Annotated in this window: 17 protein-coding genes; 7 read left to right on the forward strand and 10 right to left on the reverse strand. The window is 47.0% G+C overall.

All coding sequences use genetic code 11. The features are described 5' to 3' along the window. Positions 1-90 precede the first annotated feature (90 nt). The 3 genes from C170_RS06555 to C170_RS06565 all read right to left on the reverse strand — a co-directional run bounded on the left by C170_RS06555 (position 91) and on the right by C170_RS06565 (position 3,805). Positions 91-912, reverse strand: a complete 822-nt coding sequence (locus C170_RS06555) for a carbon-nitrogen family hydrolase (RefSeq protein ID WP_036607584.1) — start codon at positions 910-912, stop codon at positions 91-93. A gap of 73 nt (positions 913-985) precedes the next feature. Beyond that, positions 986-2,608, reverse strand: coding sequence for an AraC family transcriptional regulator (locus C170_RS06560; RefSeq protein ID WP_051447045.1), 1,623 nt, complete (start codon positions 2,606-2,608; stop codon positions 986-988). A 201-nt stretch (positions 2,609-2,809) separates the two neighbouring features. Further along, positions 2,810-3,805, reverse strand: a complete 996-nt coding sequence (locus C170_RS06565; protein ID WP_036607587.1) for an ABC transporter substrate-binding protein — start codon at positions 3,803-3,805, stop codon at positions 2,810-2,812. 260 nt (positions 3,806-4,065) lie between these two features. On the opposite strand from C170_RS06565, the gene C170_RS06570 reads away from it, so the two are divergent. The 7 genes from C170_RS06570 to C170_RS06600 all read left to right on the forward strand — a co-directional run bounded on the left by C170_RS06570 (position 4,066) and on the right by C170_RS06600 (position 11,493). After that, entirely contained in the window at positions 4,066-5,274 is a 1,209-nt protein-coding gene (locus tag C170_RS06570) for a pyridoxal phosphate-dependent aminotransferase (RefSeq protein ID WP_036607589.1), read from the forward strand. Positions 5,275-5,635: 361 nt separating this feature from the next. Continuing rightward, positions 5,636-6,739: a glutamate 5-kinase gene (gene proB / locus C170_RS06575; protein WP_036607590.1), complete on the forward strand. Its 1,104-nt coding sequence runs from the start codon at positions 5,636-5,638 to the stop codon at positions 6,737-6,739. A gap of 58 nt (positions 6,740-6,797) precedes the next feature. Next, entirely contained in the window at positions 6,798-8,045 is a 1,248-nt protein-coding gene (locus tag C170_RS06580) for a glutamate-5-semialdehyde dehydrogenase (protein WP_036607593.1), read from the forward strand. A 36-nt stretch (positions 8,046-8,081) separates the two neighbouring features. Beyond that, positions 8,082-8,942, forward strand: a complete 861-nt coding sequence (proC, locus tag C170_RS06585) for a pyrroline-5-carboxylate reductase (protein WP_036607595.1) — start codon at positions 8,082-8,084, stop codon at positions 8,940-8,942. After that, positions 8,939-10,162, forward strand: coding sequence for a 2,3-diketo-5-methylthiopentyl-1-phosphate enolase (locus C170_RS06590; protein WP_036607596.1), 1,224 nt, complete (start codon positions 8,939-8,941; stop codon positions 10,160-10,162). The genes proC and C170_RS06590 overlap by 4 nt, the downstream gene beginning before the upstream one ends. Further along, positions 10,159-10,836, forward strand: a complete 678-nt coding sequence (locus tag C170_RS06595; RefSeq protein WP_036607598.1) for a 2-hydroxy-3-keto-5-methylthiopentenyl-1-phosphate phosphatase — start codon at positions 10,159-10,161, stop codon at positions 10,834-10,836. Before C170_RS06590 ends, C170_RS06595 begins: the two co-directional genes overlap by 4 nt. Before the next feature lie 3 nt (positions 10,837-10,839). Further along, on the forward strand, positions 10,840-11,493 hold the full coding sequence (locus C170_RS06600) for a methylthioribulose 1-phosphate dehydratase (RefSeq protein WP_036607600.1): 654 nt from the start codon (positions 10,840-10,842) through the stop codon (positions 11,491-11,493). Between the two features lie 166 nt (positions 11,494-11,659). Here C170_RS06600 and C170_RS06605 read toward each other — a convergent pair whose 3' ends face one another. From C170_RS06605 to C170_RS06635, 7 genes are all read right to left on the reverse strand, one after another. After that, positions 11,660-12,949, reverse strand: a complete 1,290-nt coding sequence (locus C170_RS06605; RefSeq protein WP_235200724.1) for a multi-tm2 domain protein — start codon at positions 12,947-12,949, stop codon at positions 11,660-11,662. Between the two features lie 37 nt (positions 12,950-12,986). Continuing rightward, on the reverse strand, positions 12,987-13,439 hold the full coding sequence (locus tag C170_RS06610) for a hypothetical protein (RefSeq protein ID WP_051447046.1): 453 nt from the start codon (positions 13,437-13,439) through the stop codon (positions 12,987-12,989). Further along, positions 13,432-13,932: an RNA polymerase sigma factor gene (locus C170_RS06615; protein ID WP_235200725.1), complete on the reverse strand. Its 501-nt coding sequence runs from the start codon at positions 13,930-13,932 to the stop codon at positions 13,432-13,434. Before C170_RS06615 ends, C170_RS06610 begins: the two co-directional genes overlap by 8 nt. A 247-nt stretch (positions 13,933-14,179) precedes the next feature. Continuing rightward, positions 14,180-14,884: a DnaD domain-containing protein gene (locus tag C170_RS06620; RefSeq protein ID WP_081745877.1), complete on the reverse strand. Its 705-nt coding sequence runs from the start codon at positions 14,882-14,884 to the stop codon at positions 14,180-14,182. A 20-nt stretch (positions 14,885-14,904) separates the two neighbouring features. Next, a complete protein-coding gene (gene asnS / locus C170_RS06625) occupies positions 14,905-16,200 on the reverse strand; it encodes an asparagine--tRNA ligase (RefSeq protein WP_017687752.1) in 1,296 nt (431 codons plus the stop codon). A 101-nt stretch (positions 16,201-16,301) separates the two neighbouring features. Next, positions 16,302-17,507 (reverse strand): acetate/propionate family kinase, encoded by a 1,206-nt coding sequence (locus tag C170_RS06630; protein ID WP_036607607.1) that lies wholly within the window; start codon positions 17,505-17,507, stop codon positions 16,302-16,304. Next, positions 17,504-18,376 (reverse strand): 3-hydroxyacyl-CoA dehydrogenase family protein, encoded by an 873-nt coding sequence (locus tag C170_RS06635; protein ID WP_017687750.1) that lies wholly within the window; start codon positions 18,374-18,376, stop codon positions 17,504-17,506. The genes C170_RS06630 and C170_RS06635 overlap by 4 nt, the downstream gene beginning before the upstream one ends. Positions 18,377-18,457 lie beyond the last annotated feature (81 nt).

Below are 18,457 nucleotides of genomic sequence, written 5' to 3' on the forward strand. Positions count from 1 at the left end.
GATTGATCATCCTCCTTGGTGACGGGATAGTTATCATTACCCGCGTCCTGGAAGAATAAACACTTTTTCTGAAGAATTTTATTTCAGTTTTTATTTTCCGCCAAAATAAACGCCAGGTCTACGGTCCTCAAACACGGGAATCCGTCCGCGAACCTCATCTACCAGAGATGGACGAATAATTCCGGTCACGATCTCTTCCCCTTCGCCACCTTCAGCCACAATCTCACCCCAAGGATCAATGATGAGGGAATGTCCGAAAAATTCGGTCTCTCCCCCTTTACCTACACGGTTACATGCGATCACATACATCTGGTTCTCAATCGCTCGTGCCGTAAGTAACGTACGCCAGTGGTGCAAACGAGGGTTCGGCCATTCGGCGGGTACAATCAATGCCTTGGCACCATTCAAAGCAAGGGTGCGGGCAAGTTCCGGAAACCGGATGTCATAACAGATCGAAGCACCCGCTGTAAGACCGTTCTGCAATTCAAAAATTTCAGGTTCTGCACCTGGCTGTAGATATTTCTCCTCATCCATTAGTCGAAACAAATGTAATTTATCGTATCGTGTTACCTGTTTTCCTTCACGATCATAAGCGTACATTGTATTGTATATTTGACCATCCCGTTTCTCGGCAATTGAACCGCCAACGATGGAAATTTGATGTTTTTGAGCAAAAGCAGACAGCCATTCCCGAGATTTCTGGCCATCCAGGTCAGCGAGTTCATGAATTTGAGTCAAAGCGTATCCGGTATTCCACATCTCAGGTAACACAGCCAGCCCCAGATCCGGATATTGTTCTACCGCACGCTCAAGCAACGTCTGCATATGTTTATGATTGGCCTCAGGGTCTCCGAGTTGAATATCGCCCTGAATCAGGGCTACACGCATTTCTCCCTGTTGTTTTTCTGTCATGACAAGCACTCCTCTGAACCGTAATACCTGCTATCATAGCTTGATCCTCTTGAGGACTGCAAGCCTGTTTTTATTATGAACTTGCACACAACAACTCAGGGAGCAGGGTCAACAATCGATCACTCGTGAGTGCATCACCCACATTCCAAGTTGACTCCTCCACAGGATATACCCGTCCATTCTGCACAGCCGGAAGGGCCTGCCAACTGGGACTTTTCATCAGCATTTCTGTAGCCTGTCTTGCCACAACTTCCTCAGGCAGCATAACAAACACATGATCTCCCGCGTACTGACGTACCGCTTCAGCCGAAATTTCCTTATAGGCTCTGCCTGCCGCAAGTGCTTCCTTCACTTTGGTAACTGGCCTGAATCCCATTGGATGATATAACATAGGCGCCAGACCGATATTGCCCATAACAAATAATCGTGCACCCCGATGGTATGTAAATACGGATGCCGTTTCTCCCTCTTCAATCACAGTATGGATCTTCGCCCACATCTGCTCAGTACGCTCCGCATAGGAGGTTAGCCATTGTTCAACCTGCGGTTGTCTGCCAAACCAGCTGCCCAATCTGCGCATTCGTTCTTCCAACGTGGCATGTGAATTGTAAGCAAGCGTCGGTGCAATCCGATAAAGTTGTTCATACTGCTGTTCATTGCTGCTATCAAAAATAATCAAGTCCGGCTTCATGATAACAGCGGCTTCCACATTAACCGGGGCGACCGCGTCATATGTCCGATCTTCCAACAACTGAATGCCCAGCATCAGCATATCCCCAGCGGAATCTCCATAATACATAATTCGCTCTGGGTTAACTGGAATATTCACATCATGACCCAACCAATCTTGTACTAATGTCTGCTGCTGAATCGATCTGTCATATTGACGAGGAGATAATCCGGTCATTTGGCGAAAACGCCTGCTGAAATAATACTCATCCTTAAATCCCACGCGGCTCGCTATATCCCGAAGTGGTTCATCTGATTTGCGAAGCCAGTCCTTGGCATGTTTGATGCGTACATGATTCACATAATCGAGCGGCTTGTGACCCGTGAGTTGTCTGAATAGGGTCGTATATTGTACAGGTCTGATCTCCGCAAGACGTGCCAGTTTCTGTACAGTGATTTCTTCAGCATAATGGTCGTCTACATACTGAATCGTACTGTGTAGTCTTGCCTCCATACTCTGTTCCGTCTTTGGAGAAGTGTACCGGGTAATGATCATCTCCATCCATTTTTGGAACTGTGCATTCAAATGACTGTATTCGGCATCTGTTTTATAATTCCGAATGACATACATTTGCTCCAGCAGCCCACTTAACGGAGCATAGGGATAACCATTCAATTGGTTTCTGTGCTCAAATACAGCGCGGGTAAAGAGTTCGGGATCACCCGTTAACACATGAATAACATCAAAAGCCATTATGATATATTTCAATTCCGAGTTATTACGATGTTCAATCTGGTACCCCTCTCCCGGAGAAAGCGGATAAACACATCCCGTAGTAAACGGAAACTGTTCATGTCCAATATATAAACGCCCATCCCCTTCTTCACAGATCAGGAAGGCATGTTTCTCGCAAGCAACTTCCAGCATCACCTGTTCAGGTGGTTCAATTCGTCGTACCAGATGATCCAGCCGAAACATGAATGCTGAAAAGAACAACGCTCCCCCATCGGCATCCAAAGCCTGCATGTCGGTTCACCTCGTTTTTCTAAAATGAGAATAATTATCAATCATTCTGTATGGTCTGATTATAAGCGAGCGATGGTCAATAATCCAGATATGAGTTTAATCAGCAAAAAAGAGCGTTCAACGAAATGTTGAAGGCCCCTTTCACTTTTTTATAACTGCATTACTCAAAGGTGTTACTGGTGCCTTATTGGCTCGTCACCATTATTGAATCATCTGTTTTGGCAGCTCTTGTAACAGCCACTCCCTGGAAAGAGCATCACTAGAAGCTTTTACGATATTAAAACGATATACTTTTCCTTCTTTCACCGCAGGCAGGTTCTTCCAGATTGTACTATCCAGCAATTCCTTGGTGGATTGCTTCGCATCGTCGGTCACAGGATCCAGAATAAATATCCGATCACCGGCAAATTCAGATAATTTTTCAGTTGAAATCTCTACAAATCCCATGTCTTCATCCAATACTTTCTGGATTTCCGCGGTTGGCTTCAGCCCGTCTTTTCCGTATAACAACTGTGGCAATCCTGCACCCGCCATGACAAACAGACGATTCCCGGGATACATGGTGAATACCGAAGCAGTCTCCCCTTCTTTTAATCCGTTCTCATGAAGTTGCGTCCACATCTCTTCCGTCGCTTTTTGATGAGCCGTAACCCATTCCTCCGCTTCTTGCTTCTTATTCAACAAATCGCCAAGGATACGCATGCGATCTTCTATTAAACCAAACGAATCAAATGTAACCGTGGGTGCAACCTTTGCGATCTGATCATATTGAGCCTCGTCACTGTTGGAGAAAATAATCAGATCGGGATTCAGGTCTAACGCCTTTTCCACACTGATCGGAAATCCTACATCTTCTGACTGAGCAACCTGATCATCAAATACGGTTCCCTCTTGACGAAGTATGCCGACAGGAACTACACCAAGCGCGAGCAGATCCCCTGTAACTTCTCCATGATAGATAACTCGCTTCGGATTTACAGGAATCTCAACTTCATGGCCAGTCCAGTCTTTGAATATCCGGGTCTCGCCCTCGTTCGTCTCTTCCGTTGCAGTTTGGGTCTCTGTGGTTTCTGTGGCTGCTTTGGAATCATCTGCGCCAGCAGCAGGTGTTGCAGCCTGATTTCCACAAGCCAGTAGCAGGATGGATAACCATGTGATCGTTAATAATACTCCCGTATTTCGTATGCCCTTTTTCATTTCTATTTCTCCCCCTATATCATGTGCGTTGTGCCAGAAATTAATGATATTGATTATCATTATCGGATATTATCATAAAACATGGCTTCTCTCAGCTCAATGGACAAAACTAAATGAGCACTTTCAGTTTTGTACAATACTCCGCTCTTTGCTCCTATGTACTGTATATTTAAGTGCATTTCCCTCTATACAGCTCGGGATTTGCGTGATAAATTAATGAGAACTATTTGCCATTATTAATAACCGGAGTGATGAATATAATGACCCAATCAGACCATACATCTGCTCGTTCAGCTTTTAAGATACCGACTTCTGATGTGATGACACAGCTGCCAACGCAATTTTTTGCTACCCTTGTTCAAAATGTAAATCATGAAATCGCAAGTGGACATGACGTGATTAATCTGGGTCAGGGGAACCCGGATACACCTACACCACCTCATATTGTGAAAACACTGCAAGAGTCGGCTGAGAATCCCCTCTACCACAAATACTCCCCTTTTAGAGGGTACTCTTTCCTGAAGGAAGCTGTCGCCAAACGTTATAAGGAAGATTACAACGTTGATCTGGACCCCGAGACTGAAGTAGCCATTCTGTTCGGAGGCAAAACCGGATTGGTTCAGTTACCGCAGGTACTGCTTAACCCTGGTGACACCGTTCTCGTTCCAGATCCGGGTTACCCGGATTACTGGTCTGGTGTTGCACTTGCCAAAGCAAACATGTCATTTATGCCTTTAATGGAGTCCAATGCATTCCTGCCTGATTACGAAGCCGTTACAGCCGAAGATCGGGAAAAGGCCAAGCTGATGTTCCTGAACTATCCCAACAACCCAACGTCAGCAACGGCGCCCCTTTCCTTCTACGAAGATACGGTTGAATTCGCCATTCAAAATCAAATTGTAGTAGCCAGCGACTTTGCTTACGGTGCGATTGGATTTGACGGACATCGTCCCGTAAGTTTCCTGCAAGCCCCTGGTGCCAAAGAAGTGGGCATTGAGTTCTATACGTTATCCAAAACGTACAATATGGCTGGATGGCGTGTTGGATTCGCGCTTGGCAATGCGGAGATTGTCTCTAAAATCAATCTGCTTCAAGATCATATCTATGTCAGTCTTTTCGGTGGAATTCAAGCTGCGGCAACGGAAGCACTTACTGGCTCACAGGAATGTGTTGCCTTACTGGTTTCACGCTACGAATCGCGTCGCAATGCATTTTATGACGCTCTTTCCTCGATTGGCTGGCAAGCTTCGAAACCCGCAGGTTCATTCTTCAGCTGGTTACCTGTACCTGCCGGTTATACCTCTGCTTCATTTGCAGACTTGTTACTGCGAGAAGCCAAGGTGGCCATAGCCCCAGGTATTGGTTTTGGTTCGCATGGCGAAGGCTATGTGCGCGCGGGACTGTTAAGTGATGAAAACCGATTACGTGAAGCTGTCGAGCGGATTGGCAAGCTGAATTTATTCAAGTAATTTACAGGACCATAACCCCTTTGCATATGCCAAGTTTCCATGGTATGTTATAAGAAATATTGAACGAAACGTGATGACGGGACCAGTAAGAGAATATCAGTCGCGCCCAGAGAGTAAATTCCACCCTGCTGAAAGAATTTACCGCGGCTCTTCTCTGAAACCTACCCCTGAGCGGCCTGTTACGTGCAGGACAGTGCCTTCTGTTACAGGGCATGAAGCCGGATGATCTAATCATCAATAAAGGTGGTACCGCGGAAGTAACGAACTTTCGTCCTTTTTAACTAAAGGGCGGGAGTTTTTTTTGTACCCGCTAAAGCCTGCTCCAGAAGCACTTATTAATCATGTTTAAGGAAGTGAAACCATGACTTCACGTATTGTAGTTAAGATTGGAAGCAGCTCGCTTACAACGGAAGAAGGCGGTCTGGATCGCAGTTCGATCACTTTTTTTGCCGGAGAAATTGCAGCATTGGCTGATCAGGGCCATGAAGTACTTCTGGTCACCTCAGGAGCGGTAGCGGCCGGATTCCGGGAGATCGGTTACCCTCAGCGCCCCAAACTGCTACATGAGAAACAAGCTGCAGCGGCCGTTGGTCAGGCATTACTGATGCAGGCATATCAACAGGCTTTTGCAGCGCACCGCGTTACTACGGCGCAAATTTTGTTAACTCGTACAGACTTTCACAGTCGTAAACGCATGGGTAACGCAGGTATGACCGTAGAAGAGCTGCTTAAACAGCGAGTGATTCCGATTTTTAATGAGAATGATACGGTATCGGTGGACGAATTGAAGTTTGGTGATAACGATCTGTTGTCCGCATTGGTTGCAAACCTGGTGAAGGCTCAGCATCTGATCATTCTTACCGATACCAACGGCCTGTACACCGCAGATCCGCGTAAAGATCCTTCTGCCATGCGTTACGACCGTATTCCCGAAATAACGGCTGAGATCTACGCTTTTGCCGGCGGCTCAGGATCAACGGTTGGTACAGGCGGAATGCGATCCAAAGTAGATGCAGCAAAGGTTGCTACACGTGGAGGCGTACCTGTATTCGTGGGAAGTGTAAAAGAACACGGAGATATGCAGAAAGCGGTTGATGGCACCGGTAAAGGAACTTACTTTGAGACACGACTCGCTTCGTTATCCCGTAAAAAGCAGTGGCTCGGCTTCATGTCTACTCCACTGGGAACTGTCGTTGTGGATGATGGTGCTGAAGAAGCACTTGTCCATGGGGGCCACAGCCTTTTACCTGTAGGAGTCAAGCGGGTACTGGGAACATTCCATGCCGGAGACGTTGTAGAGGTCATCGGAATGGATGAAACCTTGCTTGGTCGCGGTATTGTCAATTATGATGATGACCAGCTTCGACTCATTGCCGGACTTCCCAGTGGCGAAGTGATGAAACAACTCGCTAGCATCCACAGACTTGAAGTTATTCATAGAGACGAATGGATTACGTTAAAATAAACATGAAGCTATATAGTGGTTGGAATACTCAACTTTATATATATGAGGAGGAATTACGATGAGTGAAGTCAGAGAAAAAGCCAGCAAAGCCCAAGCAGCGGTTCCACAGCTGAACCGATTGAATACAGAACAGAAAAATACGGCCCTGCGTGTCATGGCAGATGCTTTGATTACAGAGACGGATTCCATCATTACGGCAAACGCCGAAGATCTGGCACGAGGCAGAGAACAAGGCACGCCGGAATCCATGCTGGATCGACTCGCCCTTAATAAGGAGCGGATCGCAGGCATAGCTGAAGGGTTACGTCAGATTGCAGATCTGCCTGATCCAGTCGGCGAAGTGTTAGAGACATTTACCCGTCCAAACGGATTACATGTTGAAAAATTAAGAGTGCCGATTGGCCTGATTGGCATCATCTACGAAGCTCGTCCTAATGTAACTGTAGACGCAGCCGGATTATGTCTTAAAACAGGTAATACAGTGCTTCTGCGCGGCGGTTCCTCTGCCCTGTCCTCCAATCGTAAAATTGTAGAGGTGCTGCATCAGGCACTCACAACGACAGACATGCCTGCTGATGCTTTGCAACTGGTTGAAGATGCAGATCGTGCTTCCGTGGATGAGATGCTCAAGTTGAACGGACTGCTGGACGTTATCATTCCACGCGGCGGTGCTTCCCTCATTCGTAATGTGGTTGCCAATGCAACGGTACCTGTCATCGAAACTGGGGCGGGCATCTGCCATACCTATGTGGATGAATCAGCCGATCCAGTTATGGCAGCCGAAATTGCCATCAATGCCAAGGCACAACGTCCATCCGTATGTAATTCCATGGAAACGTTGCTGCTGCATGCCGCATATGCGGAAGAACATCTGCCTGCTCTTGCCGAGCAATTCCGTGAGGCCAGTGTGGTCTTGAAAGGTTGCGACACGGTGCGCCGTCTTGTTCCTTCTGCCCTTGAGGCAACCGAGGAAGACTATGCGACCGAGTACAACGACTATATTTTAAATATCCGGGTGGTCGAGAACCTGGAAGAAGCGATGCAGCACATCGCACATTACGGAACCAAACATTCCGAATGTATTGTAACGCGGGATTCAGCCCATGCAGAGCGCTTCATGCATGATGTGGATGCAGCAGCCGTCTATCACAATGCGTCCACTCGTTTCACCGACGGATTTGAATTTGGCTATGGAGCCGAAATCGGAATCAGTACCCAGAAACTGCATGCACGTGGACCGATGGGACTGCCAGCACTGACATCAACCAAATATCGTATTACAGGCAATGGACAGATTCGTCAATAATATCCCAGCACCAGTTATATAGGAGGAACGATAAATATGAGTCAAGAGCAACAGACGTTACTACAACAGAAGATTACTTTCCACGGAGCAGGCGCGATGGCTGAAGCCATCGTGCGCGGACTGATCTCCCGCCTAGTCGTTCGTCCTCAGGATATTACGATGCTGAACCGCAGCAACCAGAAACGTCAGGAGGAGCTCAGTACCCGTTATGCAGTACATACCGGAACGGCCTCACAATCTTTGGATCATCTTGCCTCCACTCCGGTCATTGTACTCTGTATGAAACCCAAAGATGCTGCCGCAGCGCTGCGCGAACTCGGTCCACTGTTATCACCTGATCAACTGATCGTATCTGTCATTGCCGGATTATCAATCCGCACGATGCAGTCCTTGCTTGGTCGTAAACAGCCAATCGCGAGAACCATGCCAAATACATCCAGTACCATTGGACTTGGTGCAACCGGTCTTGCCTTCTCTGCGGAAATTACGGATGATCAGCGCAGTACGGTGATGACCATGTTTGAAGCGGTTGGTATCGTGACCATCGTGCCTGAAGATAAACTCGAAGTGCTCACAGGGATTTCCGGAAGCGGCCCTGCTTATGTATACTATTTAATGGAGGCCATGATTGCCGCAGGTATTCGTGGTGGCTTATCCAGCCAGCAATCTCGTGATCTCACTGTTCAGACGGTGCTGGGCGCGTCACGAATGGTACAACAAACCGGTTTGGAACCGATGAAGCTTCGTAGTGATGTGACATCCCCGGGAGGGGCAACCCAGGCAGCACTGAAAACGCTGGACGAAGGAGATTTCTTTGAAAATGTAATCGCAGCCGTCAACCGCTGTGCAGAGCGCTCACGGGAGATGGGAGCTGCTTTGGAAGGGGATTTAAAATGAATAATATGTGTACAGCCACATATCGTCTGCATGATGACCATGCAGACTTTCGCAAGAAAGCTCAGTCCATCGCGATTGGCATGACCGTGGGCAGCTGGACGGAGTTGCCGCAAGCCCAACGTGAAGCGATGCAGAAACATCTGGGTGAAGTAATAAGCGTAGAAGTACATGAAGCTGATGGAATGGCTTCGGGTGAGCGTTACGCCGATATTACTATTGGATATCCTGATGTGAACTTCAGTCGTGACATCCCTGCCCTGCTCGTGACGGTCTTTGGCAAAATCTCAATGGATGGCCGGATCAAACTTACAAAGCTTGGTTTCTCGGATGGCTTCCTCAGTGCATTCCCGGGTCCCAAGTTTGGACTGAATGGTGTTCGTGATCTGCTTGGTGTGCATGATCGTCCACTGTTAATGAGTATCTTCAAATCGGTTATCGGACTGGATGCAGATGAACTGCGTGAACAATTTATTCGTCAGGCCCTTGGGGGCGTTGATCTTATCAAGGACGATGAGATTCTGTTCGAGAATAAATTGACACCCATCGAAAAAAGAGTCGAGGTCTGCATGAAAGCTGCCGAACAGGCACGCCAGGAGACCGGCAAGAAACTTCTGTATGCAACCAATCTCACAGGGCCTACATCTCGTCTGAAAGAGCAAGCTGAACGTGCCATCGGCGCAGGAGCCAATGCCTTGTTGTTCAACGTCTTGTCCTACGGATATGATGTCCTCCATGAACTCAGCAGTGATCCTGATATTGATGTGCCAATTATGGCGCACCCTGCACTTGCAGGCGCACTGTATCCTTCACCACATTACGGCATGTCGGCTTCGGTTGTACTTGGCCAGCTGATGCGTCTTGCGGGGGCCGATCTGGTGCTCTTCCCTTCTCCTTATGGATCGGTAACGATGCCGAAGGAAGAAAATATGGCGATCACGGAGCAATTACTGACAGCTGATCTGCCAGTACGAACCAGTATGCCAGTGCCTTCAGCCGGCATCCATCCAGGCCTTGTACCGCTCATTTTGCGCGACTTTGGTACAGATGTCATCGTTAATGCTGGTGGCGGTATTCATGGACATCCTATGGGCACTGAGGCAGGCGGACGTGCATTCCTGCAAGCCATTGAGGCAGCTCAGCGTTCCATTCCACTCGCGCAATATGCAACCGAGCATCCAGAGCTGAAAAGCGCATTGGACCTGTGGGGTGGCGAACGATGAGAAGTGATAAAAAAACAGTCATTTTCTGTGACTTTGACGGTACAATTACCCTCTCGGACAACATCGTAGCGATCATGAAACATTTCAAGCCTGAGGGCATTGAAGCGATTATGAAAGATACGATTGAGCAAAACATCTCGCTGCGTGAAGGCGTTGGAGCCATGTTTGCTCTGTTGCCTGCATCGCAGAAAGATGAAATTGTGGAATTTGTGCTTGGACAAGCGGGGATCCGTGAAGGATTCACCGAGTTTCTTGACTACGTTCGCAGCGAAGGGATTGAATTCAATGTGACCAGCGGTGGTATGGACTTTTTTATCGAACCGTTACTCGCACCATTTCATATCCCGCAGGATCATGTCTATTGCAACGGAGCTAACTTCTCGGGTGAAACCATTAAGATTGAATGGCCGAATCCCTGCCAGCCTCCTTGTGAGAACGGCTGCGGCATGTGCAAAACAACAGTGATTCGTACCTTCCCGGAAGAACAATATAATCGAATTCTCATTGGAGACAGTCTGACAGATTTTGAAGGTGCCAAAATTGCCGATCTCGTCTACTCCCGCTCCATTTTGACGGACAAATGTATTGAGCTTGGTGTGGACCATGTACCATTTGCTACATTTTACGATATCATCGAAGATATGAAACAGAAGCAAACACAAGGAGTGCTGTAAACGATGGGTTTTGAAAAGATTACATTGGAACACAAACGTCAGGTCCTTGAAGAACTGGCTGATATTAAAGCATTGTTTGCAAGTCGTAACTGGTTCCCCGGAACAAGTGGCAATCTGTCGATGCGTGTAGGAGATTTTGATCCGGAGCAATTTTATTTTGCGGTTACCGCTTCAGGCAAAGACAAATCTCTGCGCACACCGGAAGACTTCCTTTTTGTAGACAAACACGGCAAAGCGATCGAAACAACAACGTTGAAACCCAGTGCTGAAACTTTGATTCATTGCGAAATCTATCGTTTGACCGGCTGTGGCGCTGTATTCCACGTGCATACCGTGTTTAACAACCTGATTAGCGAATTCTTTGGAGCAGATGGACACGTACCGATTCAAGGAATCGAATTGATCAAGGCTTTCAACATTTGGGAAGAAAATGCGGAGATTCGTGTACCTGTCCTGCCTAACTTTGCAGATATTCCATCTATCGCTGAATTGGTGCCAGGTGTACTTGATGCCAACGTACCAGGAATTTTGCTGCGTAACCACGGCATATATGCGTGGGGCAAGGATGCTTTTGAAGCAAAACGTCATCTGGAAGCGTTCGAGTTCTTGTTCGAAGTGATGTACCGTCAACTTCTGTTGAAGGGTGCTACGAAATAGCAATCATTTATTCGAAATCAAAGTTGTTCAACCCAAAAACACGCCAGAGGCTGATATACATAGCCCTTGGCGTGTTTTTATGTTGTAGGGATAACAGCGATTGAAAGGTTGCTCTGTGCATCGTAGTGTCAGTGTAAACAATCTTTAATTCAACTTGGATCGTAAATTACAGTCGATCATCCCTATCCTTGAATAAAAAGAGACTGTCTGCTCCCTCTTCATTTCGATGAGCAGCACTTTGGATACCCGTCCCCCGTTGCTTGCCAAACAGCAGTTTCAAGCCGCCAAAAATGAGCAGCAAGGATACGATGACGGTGTTTAGATAGGAACGGATCTCATACGTCATAAATGCATTAGGGAAGAGCTCATTCAGCTGTGGAATGACAAGACGGATCGTCAGGTAATATAGACCCAGCGCGGCAATCCCGAATCCAATCAGACGCTGATGGCGGGCCCAGTCCTTGAAGATCGGTTGATCAACCAATGGCTCGCGTCCATAGCGACTGGAGCACTGTAGTCCGTCAAAGAAGCTGTAGAACCAGACCAGTGGAATCATGAACAGAAACACCGATAAATGAAGCAGGTCCAGAACATAGATGCTGCCCAGGAACAGGAACATCAATTGCATGCCTCTTTTCTGCAATCCAAGATATAGATGACCTGCACCTGGAAAAGCGGATAGCAGCGTTGCAAGCACTTTGCTACGTCGTCCGGCTACTCTGCCCATCTCCAATTCCTCAAATAATGTCCGATCCTGCAACACCTCACCAGCCTGCTTACGGTGGACATGTTGCACCGCATCAAACATGCAGTATACCCATATTACAGGCAGTATTAGCAGGAACATTAAAAATACGGATTCATTTGTGATCGAAGCTACAAAAACCATCATGGCAAATGAACCAAAGAACGCCATCAGGAAGGACAACCCACGATGCAACAATCCCAGATGAAGATGTCCCAATCCTGGAACAAATGAGAGTAAAATGGTGAAGAAGCGTTCACCCTCACTGCCTTTTCGATACATGGGTTGACCATAGGTCCCTTCAGCGTGAGCATATTCACTACCAGGATGCTGATGCAGCTCATCTTCATTCATATGTTCCATAGGCCCTTGATGGCCCATGTGTGCTCCCTGATAGGCTGCTCCTGGATGTTGCGGTCCGTAATGTGCTCCATATCCCCTGTAATGAGCATCTCGGCCGGAAGGCGCACGGAGCAGAACAATAACCATGTCCAGCATGCTGATCCCCCAGAAGAAAGCAGCAAAAAGTGCACCGAAAATCATTAAATCTTGTTCATTAGTGACCATTGCTAACATGAATGAGCCAACAGCTGTTCCGAAGAAAAGCAATGGATAAATCACAGCCCTTGCGGCCCGTCCCCAATACATAAAACCAAGACCGGGTATCAGGTTTAATAGAAATGCGAGTAATTTGTTACGATCTGAGTGCACAGTCGTCATCCTTTCTTTTCAGGCAATGCGAAGCTATTTATGGTTTAGGCTTGAGGTTATCCAGCCATGAAGTGGCTGCCTCCGTCCATTTCTCGGTAAAAGACCCTCTGTGGTCGCCATCCTGGAACTTGTGATATGGTGCTACCTTGTCAAAAAGTCCAGACGAGAGGAAGATCAATGTCAAACAGGCTGCTACCGCGTAATGGAACACTTTATGATCAAGCCAGCGCCGGTTTCGTCCAGCACGGGATTTGCGTTGTACCTTGGGTGATTGAATGCCCTCAATCCGATGCATGACTGAATCCGCAAACCCTGTTGGGTCATGTAGCGGAGGTAGTTCCCCATGGATACCGAGTGCTTCCAAATAACTGTCCATCGCATCCGGGTCTTCCAGCAAAAGCTGTTCCATTTGGTTCGCTTGAGTTTCACTCATATGGCCTTCAATATAATCAGTCCATTGCGCAGTGGTATATTTCTCCTGTTTACTCACGCCATTCATCCTCCTTCCAATGTTTTCGAATCCACTGCCGGGCACGATACAAGCGGGATTCCACAGTCTTCACAGCCACCTGTGCATCACTGGCAATCTGCTCATAATTTTTTTCGCTTAGATAATACGCAGTGATAATGTCACGATGCTGAGCAGGCAACTGATTAATTCGTTCGCGAAGTTTATCCTGACGCTCTTCACGAACGAGACGGGTAAGAACGTCTTCATCCCGTCCGGGAATATTGATTATTTTTTCTTCTCCACCCAGATCCTCAGCAGTTCGTCTGCCCAGCTTGCGTTTGGCATCAATCGCTTTGTGAAAGGCAATTCGGGTTAACCACGTTTTGAAACCTTCAGAACGGTAGTCGGGGAGAGACTTATACATCTGTATGAACGCCTCCTGAGCTGCATCCTGTGCTTCCTGATCGTTCCTGAGTACGGAATAGGCCACATGGTATACATGCTGGCTATACTTATCAATCAGAGTACGCATCTGGGATGTATCTCCTTGACGGATTTGTTCGATTACGCGCGCTTCATCAATAACTCTCCCCTCCTCTCCAATACAATAGACGACAGCTTGTGCGTTAACCCCTGCGTGATCTATCAAATTTATGTAAAACAAAATGAAATCATTGCCTGAAAGGTTGATGTTGCTGATCACTCATCCAATCTTTAATCCAAAAAAAACAGGCACAGAATGACTTCTGGCCTGTTTCTTGTCCCTGCCTACGCTGGAATTAACGTCCACCATTACGAAACCGCTGCGTGTACGCCTTCGCGTCTTGAACGGTCTTGACACGATTGCGACTCCACTCAAGCAGTATTCGATCGATATACCGGAAATGTACTTTGCCTGCAAAAACCGCTTCCTTCAGAGCCATTAGAATCAATTCCTCTTGATAACGGTCCTGATCCAACCAGCCGGATATCGTCTCGCACTCCATTGGAGAGAGCGGACGTCCAAATTCTTTTTCAAAGATGGAGAACATATTCCGTTCTTCCTCTTCTTTTTGAACACTGTTCGAATCTTGACGTGCTGTATTGCTACTCTGCTGCTCCGCACGGAATGCGGCTACTTCTTCAGCAGTGCACGCTGCAAGCTTGGCATATAATCCATGTAAGTCATATCGCTCGTACTGGATGTCCCGTTCTTCGTCACGGTGCTCGTCAATAGCAATATACCCATCCCTCATCAGACGTTGCAACATTCTGGCAATGCCTTCAGGTGCAAGTCCCATGCGTGCAGCAAGCTCTTCAAGCGTGGGAAACTCATTGAACTCTGCCTGACGGAACCCTAGCAGTTGAATCAGAAGAAGCACTTCTGCATCTGATAGACCAAGCTGGTGATAAAAACGTAACAAGGCATACGGCAGATGAGCTGTACCCGATGTCATGCCATAAGCTGCTCCATCCAACCAAGCTTTGGATGTGGTGTCTTCCATAGACGCTCCTCGGTTAAGCATTAAGGGTACAGACGATAGAGCATACGTGGGAATGCGATTGTTTCACGTACATGATCCAATCCACAGATCCATGCTACCGTCCGCTCCAATCCCAGACCGAAACCGGAGTGAGGAACCGATCCGTATTTACGCAAATCCAGATACCATTGGTAAGCTTCATCCGAGAGATTGTGCTCCTCAAAACGTTGTTGCATCAATTCCGGATCATCGATACGCTGCGAACCGCCAATAATCTCTCCGTAGCCTTCTGGTGCAATCATATCAGCACAGAGAACAACTTCAGGACGATTCGGATCTGGTTTCATATAGAAAGCCTTGATTCCAGCAGGGTAATGCGTGATAAAGACGGGTGTATTGTACTTCTCAGCAATAGCTGTTTCGTGCGGTGCACCAAAGTCTTCTCCCCAAGGAATATCAAAGCCTTGTCCATGCAGGAATTCAATCGCTTCATCATACGTAATTCGTGGGAATGGAGCTACGATACCTTCGAGTTTGGATACGTCACGACCGATAGATTCCAGTTCTGCACGGCAGTTTTTCACCACGGATTGAACGACATGAGCAATAAATTTCTCTTGTACGCGCAGACTTTCCTCGTGATCTACAAATGCCATTTCCGGCTCAATCATCCAGAACTCAATCAAGTGACGACGTGTTTTGGACTTCTCTGCGCGGAATGTTGGACCGAAGGAATATACCTTGCCCAGCGCCATGGCTGCGGCTTCCATATACAATTGACCACTTTGTGTCAGATAAGCATCTTCATCAAAGTATTTGATGTGGAACAGGTTCGTTGTTCCTTCCGCAGACGATGGTGTCAAAATCGGAGGATCAACTTGTGTGAATCCGTTACCATCAAAGAACTGTTGAACAGCGCGAATAATCTCTGCACGAATCACCATAACCGCACGTTGCTTCGTAGAACGAAGCCACAGATGACGATGGTCCATCAAGAAATCAACACCATGCTCTTTAGGCGTAATTGGATAGTTTTCAGTCAGGTGAATGATCTCAACCCCTGTAACAGTCATCTCGTAACCGGACGCACTGCGAGGTTCTTCACGAATAATACCTGTAACATACAAAGAGCTTTCTTGGGTCAGGCTCTTGGCATTGTTCCAGATTTCTTCACTAACTTCACTTTTTACAACAACCCCTTGGATATATCCGGTTCCATCACGCAGCTGTAAAAACTGAATTTTACCGCTGGAACGTTTGTTGTTAATCCAGGCACCGATTGTTACGGTTTCGCCCACATGCTCGTTCACATTACGAATTACACAATTCGTATTCATGCCCATATCTCCCCTTGGTTCCTGAATTTGAAAATGCAGCGGGCAGGCTTATGCCTGTCCTCTGCACTTCCTTGTCATTCTATATTTACTTTACAGTTAGATTACTGAGAATTCAATACGATTCGGTGTGTATCACGTGCAATTACCAATTCTTCGTTAGTTGGCACAACGAGAACTTCCACTTTGGAATTCGCTGTTGTGATCCGGCGCGGTTCGCCAGAACGAATGGCATTCAGCGCTTCATCCAGTTCAACACCCAGATAAGTGAGCTGCTCACATACTTTTTGGCGAAGTACAACAGAGTTCTCACCTACACCAGCCGTAAAGACGATCACGTCTACACCGTTCATTGCAGCTGCATATGAACCGATGTATTTACGCAGACGGTATTCGTACATCTCAAAAGCAAGCGTGGAGTTGGCATCGCCATTCTCCATACCTTCCGTAATCTCACGCATGTCACTGCTGATTCCGGAGATCGCAAGCAATCCACTGTGTTTGTTCAACATGGAGTTCACTTCGCTTACGCTCAGTTCTTCCTTGTTCATTACATAAGGTACGATGGCTGGGTCAAGGTCACCAGAACGCGTTCCCATCATCAGTCCTTCAAGCGGAGTCATACCCATCGAAGTATCCACGGATACTCCACCTTTAACTGCTGTTACACTACCACCGTTACCGACGTGACAAGTGATAATTTTCAAATCTTCCACTGGACGATCCAAGTATTCAGCAGCTGCCTTGCTTACGAAATCATGGGAAGTACCATGTGCGCCGTAGCGACGTACTTTATATTTTTTGTAAAGTACACGCGGAATGGCATACAGATAAGCTTTTTCAGGCATCGTCTGATGGAACGCTGTATCAAAGACCATAACCTGTGGCACACCAGGCATATTGGCTTCAGCCGCACGAATACCCATCATTGCTGCAGGGTTATGAAGTGGAGCCAAGTCGAACAAACGACGAATTTCAGCTTTGGCAGCATCATCTACCAATGCAGATTCTTTAAATGCTTCACCACCGTGAACAACACGATGTCCAACAGCTTGAATTTCACTTACAGAATCCAGTACACCATTTTCTTTGTGAGTCAAAATATCAATGACTTTACGGATCGCTGTTGTATGCTCCAGAATTTCACTAACTTCTGTAACATCCTCACGGCCTGTGGGTTTATGTGTCAGAATGGAGGAATCCATTCCGATCCGTTCTACCAAACCTTTAGCCAGTACAGATTCGTCAGTCATATTATACAGTTGATATTTGAGCGAGGAACTCCCCGCATTAATTACGAGTACTTTCACAGTCGGTCACCATCCTTGTCGTACTTGAAGAATCCTTCGCCTGTTTTGGCACCCAGGTGTCCTGCACGCACCATTTTCTTCAGGACTGTAGAAGGACGATATTTCAATTCTCCGAATTCACGGAACATTCTTTCGAGTGCAGCTTCAACAGAATCCAATCCGAAACGGTCAGCCATTTCGAGTGGTCCATGCTGGAAGTTATATCCGATACGCATTGCATCATCGATATCTTCAGCAGATGCAACACCTTCTTGCAATACATGCAACGCTTCGTTAATCAGCAGGCAGATCAAGCGGGAAGTTACGAATCCAGGTGATTCATAGATCATGACTCCTTTTTTGTCCGCTACTTCTTCAACAAAACGTCTGGTCTCTTCGAAAGTTGTATCCGAAGTTTTCAGTCCACGAATAATCTCTACAAGATCAACCCGGGATACCGGGTGAATAAAGTGCATACCAATAACACGCTCTGGGTATTTGGTCGAGCTTGCAAGCTCGGTCAAACTCAGCGTGGATGTATTACTTGCCAGAATGACATTGCTTGGACAAACTTGGTCCAGTTGGCTGAATACTGCTTTTTTCGCATCCAGATCCTCTGAAATCGTCTCAATGACCATGTCGCAAGTTCCAAGTTCAGCTAAATGAGCTACCTTGGTAATGCGGGAAAGAATCAACTTCTTCTCCGCTTTTGTAATCGCCCATTTCTCCAGTTGTTTATCCAGATTGGTTTCGATCATGTCATATGCATGATCCAGCTTTTGTGTTGTATGCTCCACGAGAAGCACATCAAGTCCTTTGGCTGCGAGCATCTGGGAAATACCTTGCCCCATCGTACCGCCGCCGACAACTCCTATTTTTTTGAAAAACATGGTTCTGCTCCATCCTTTCGGTTCTCTATTTCTCTATTGTACCCTGTTCGCCGAAAATTACAAATTTCGACCCAACATATA

The organism is Paenibacillus sp. FSL H7-689 (genome assembly GCF_000517905.1).
GTDB lineage: Bacteria > Bacillota > Bacilli > Paenibacillales > Paenibacillaceae > Paenibacillus > Paenibacillus amylolyticus.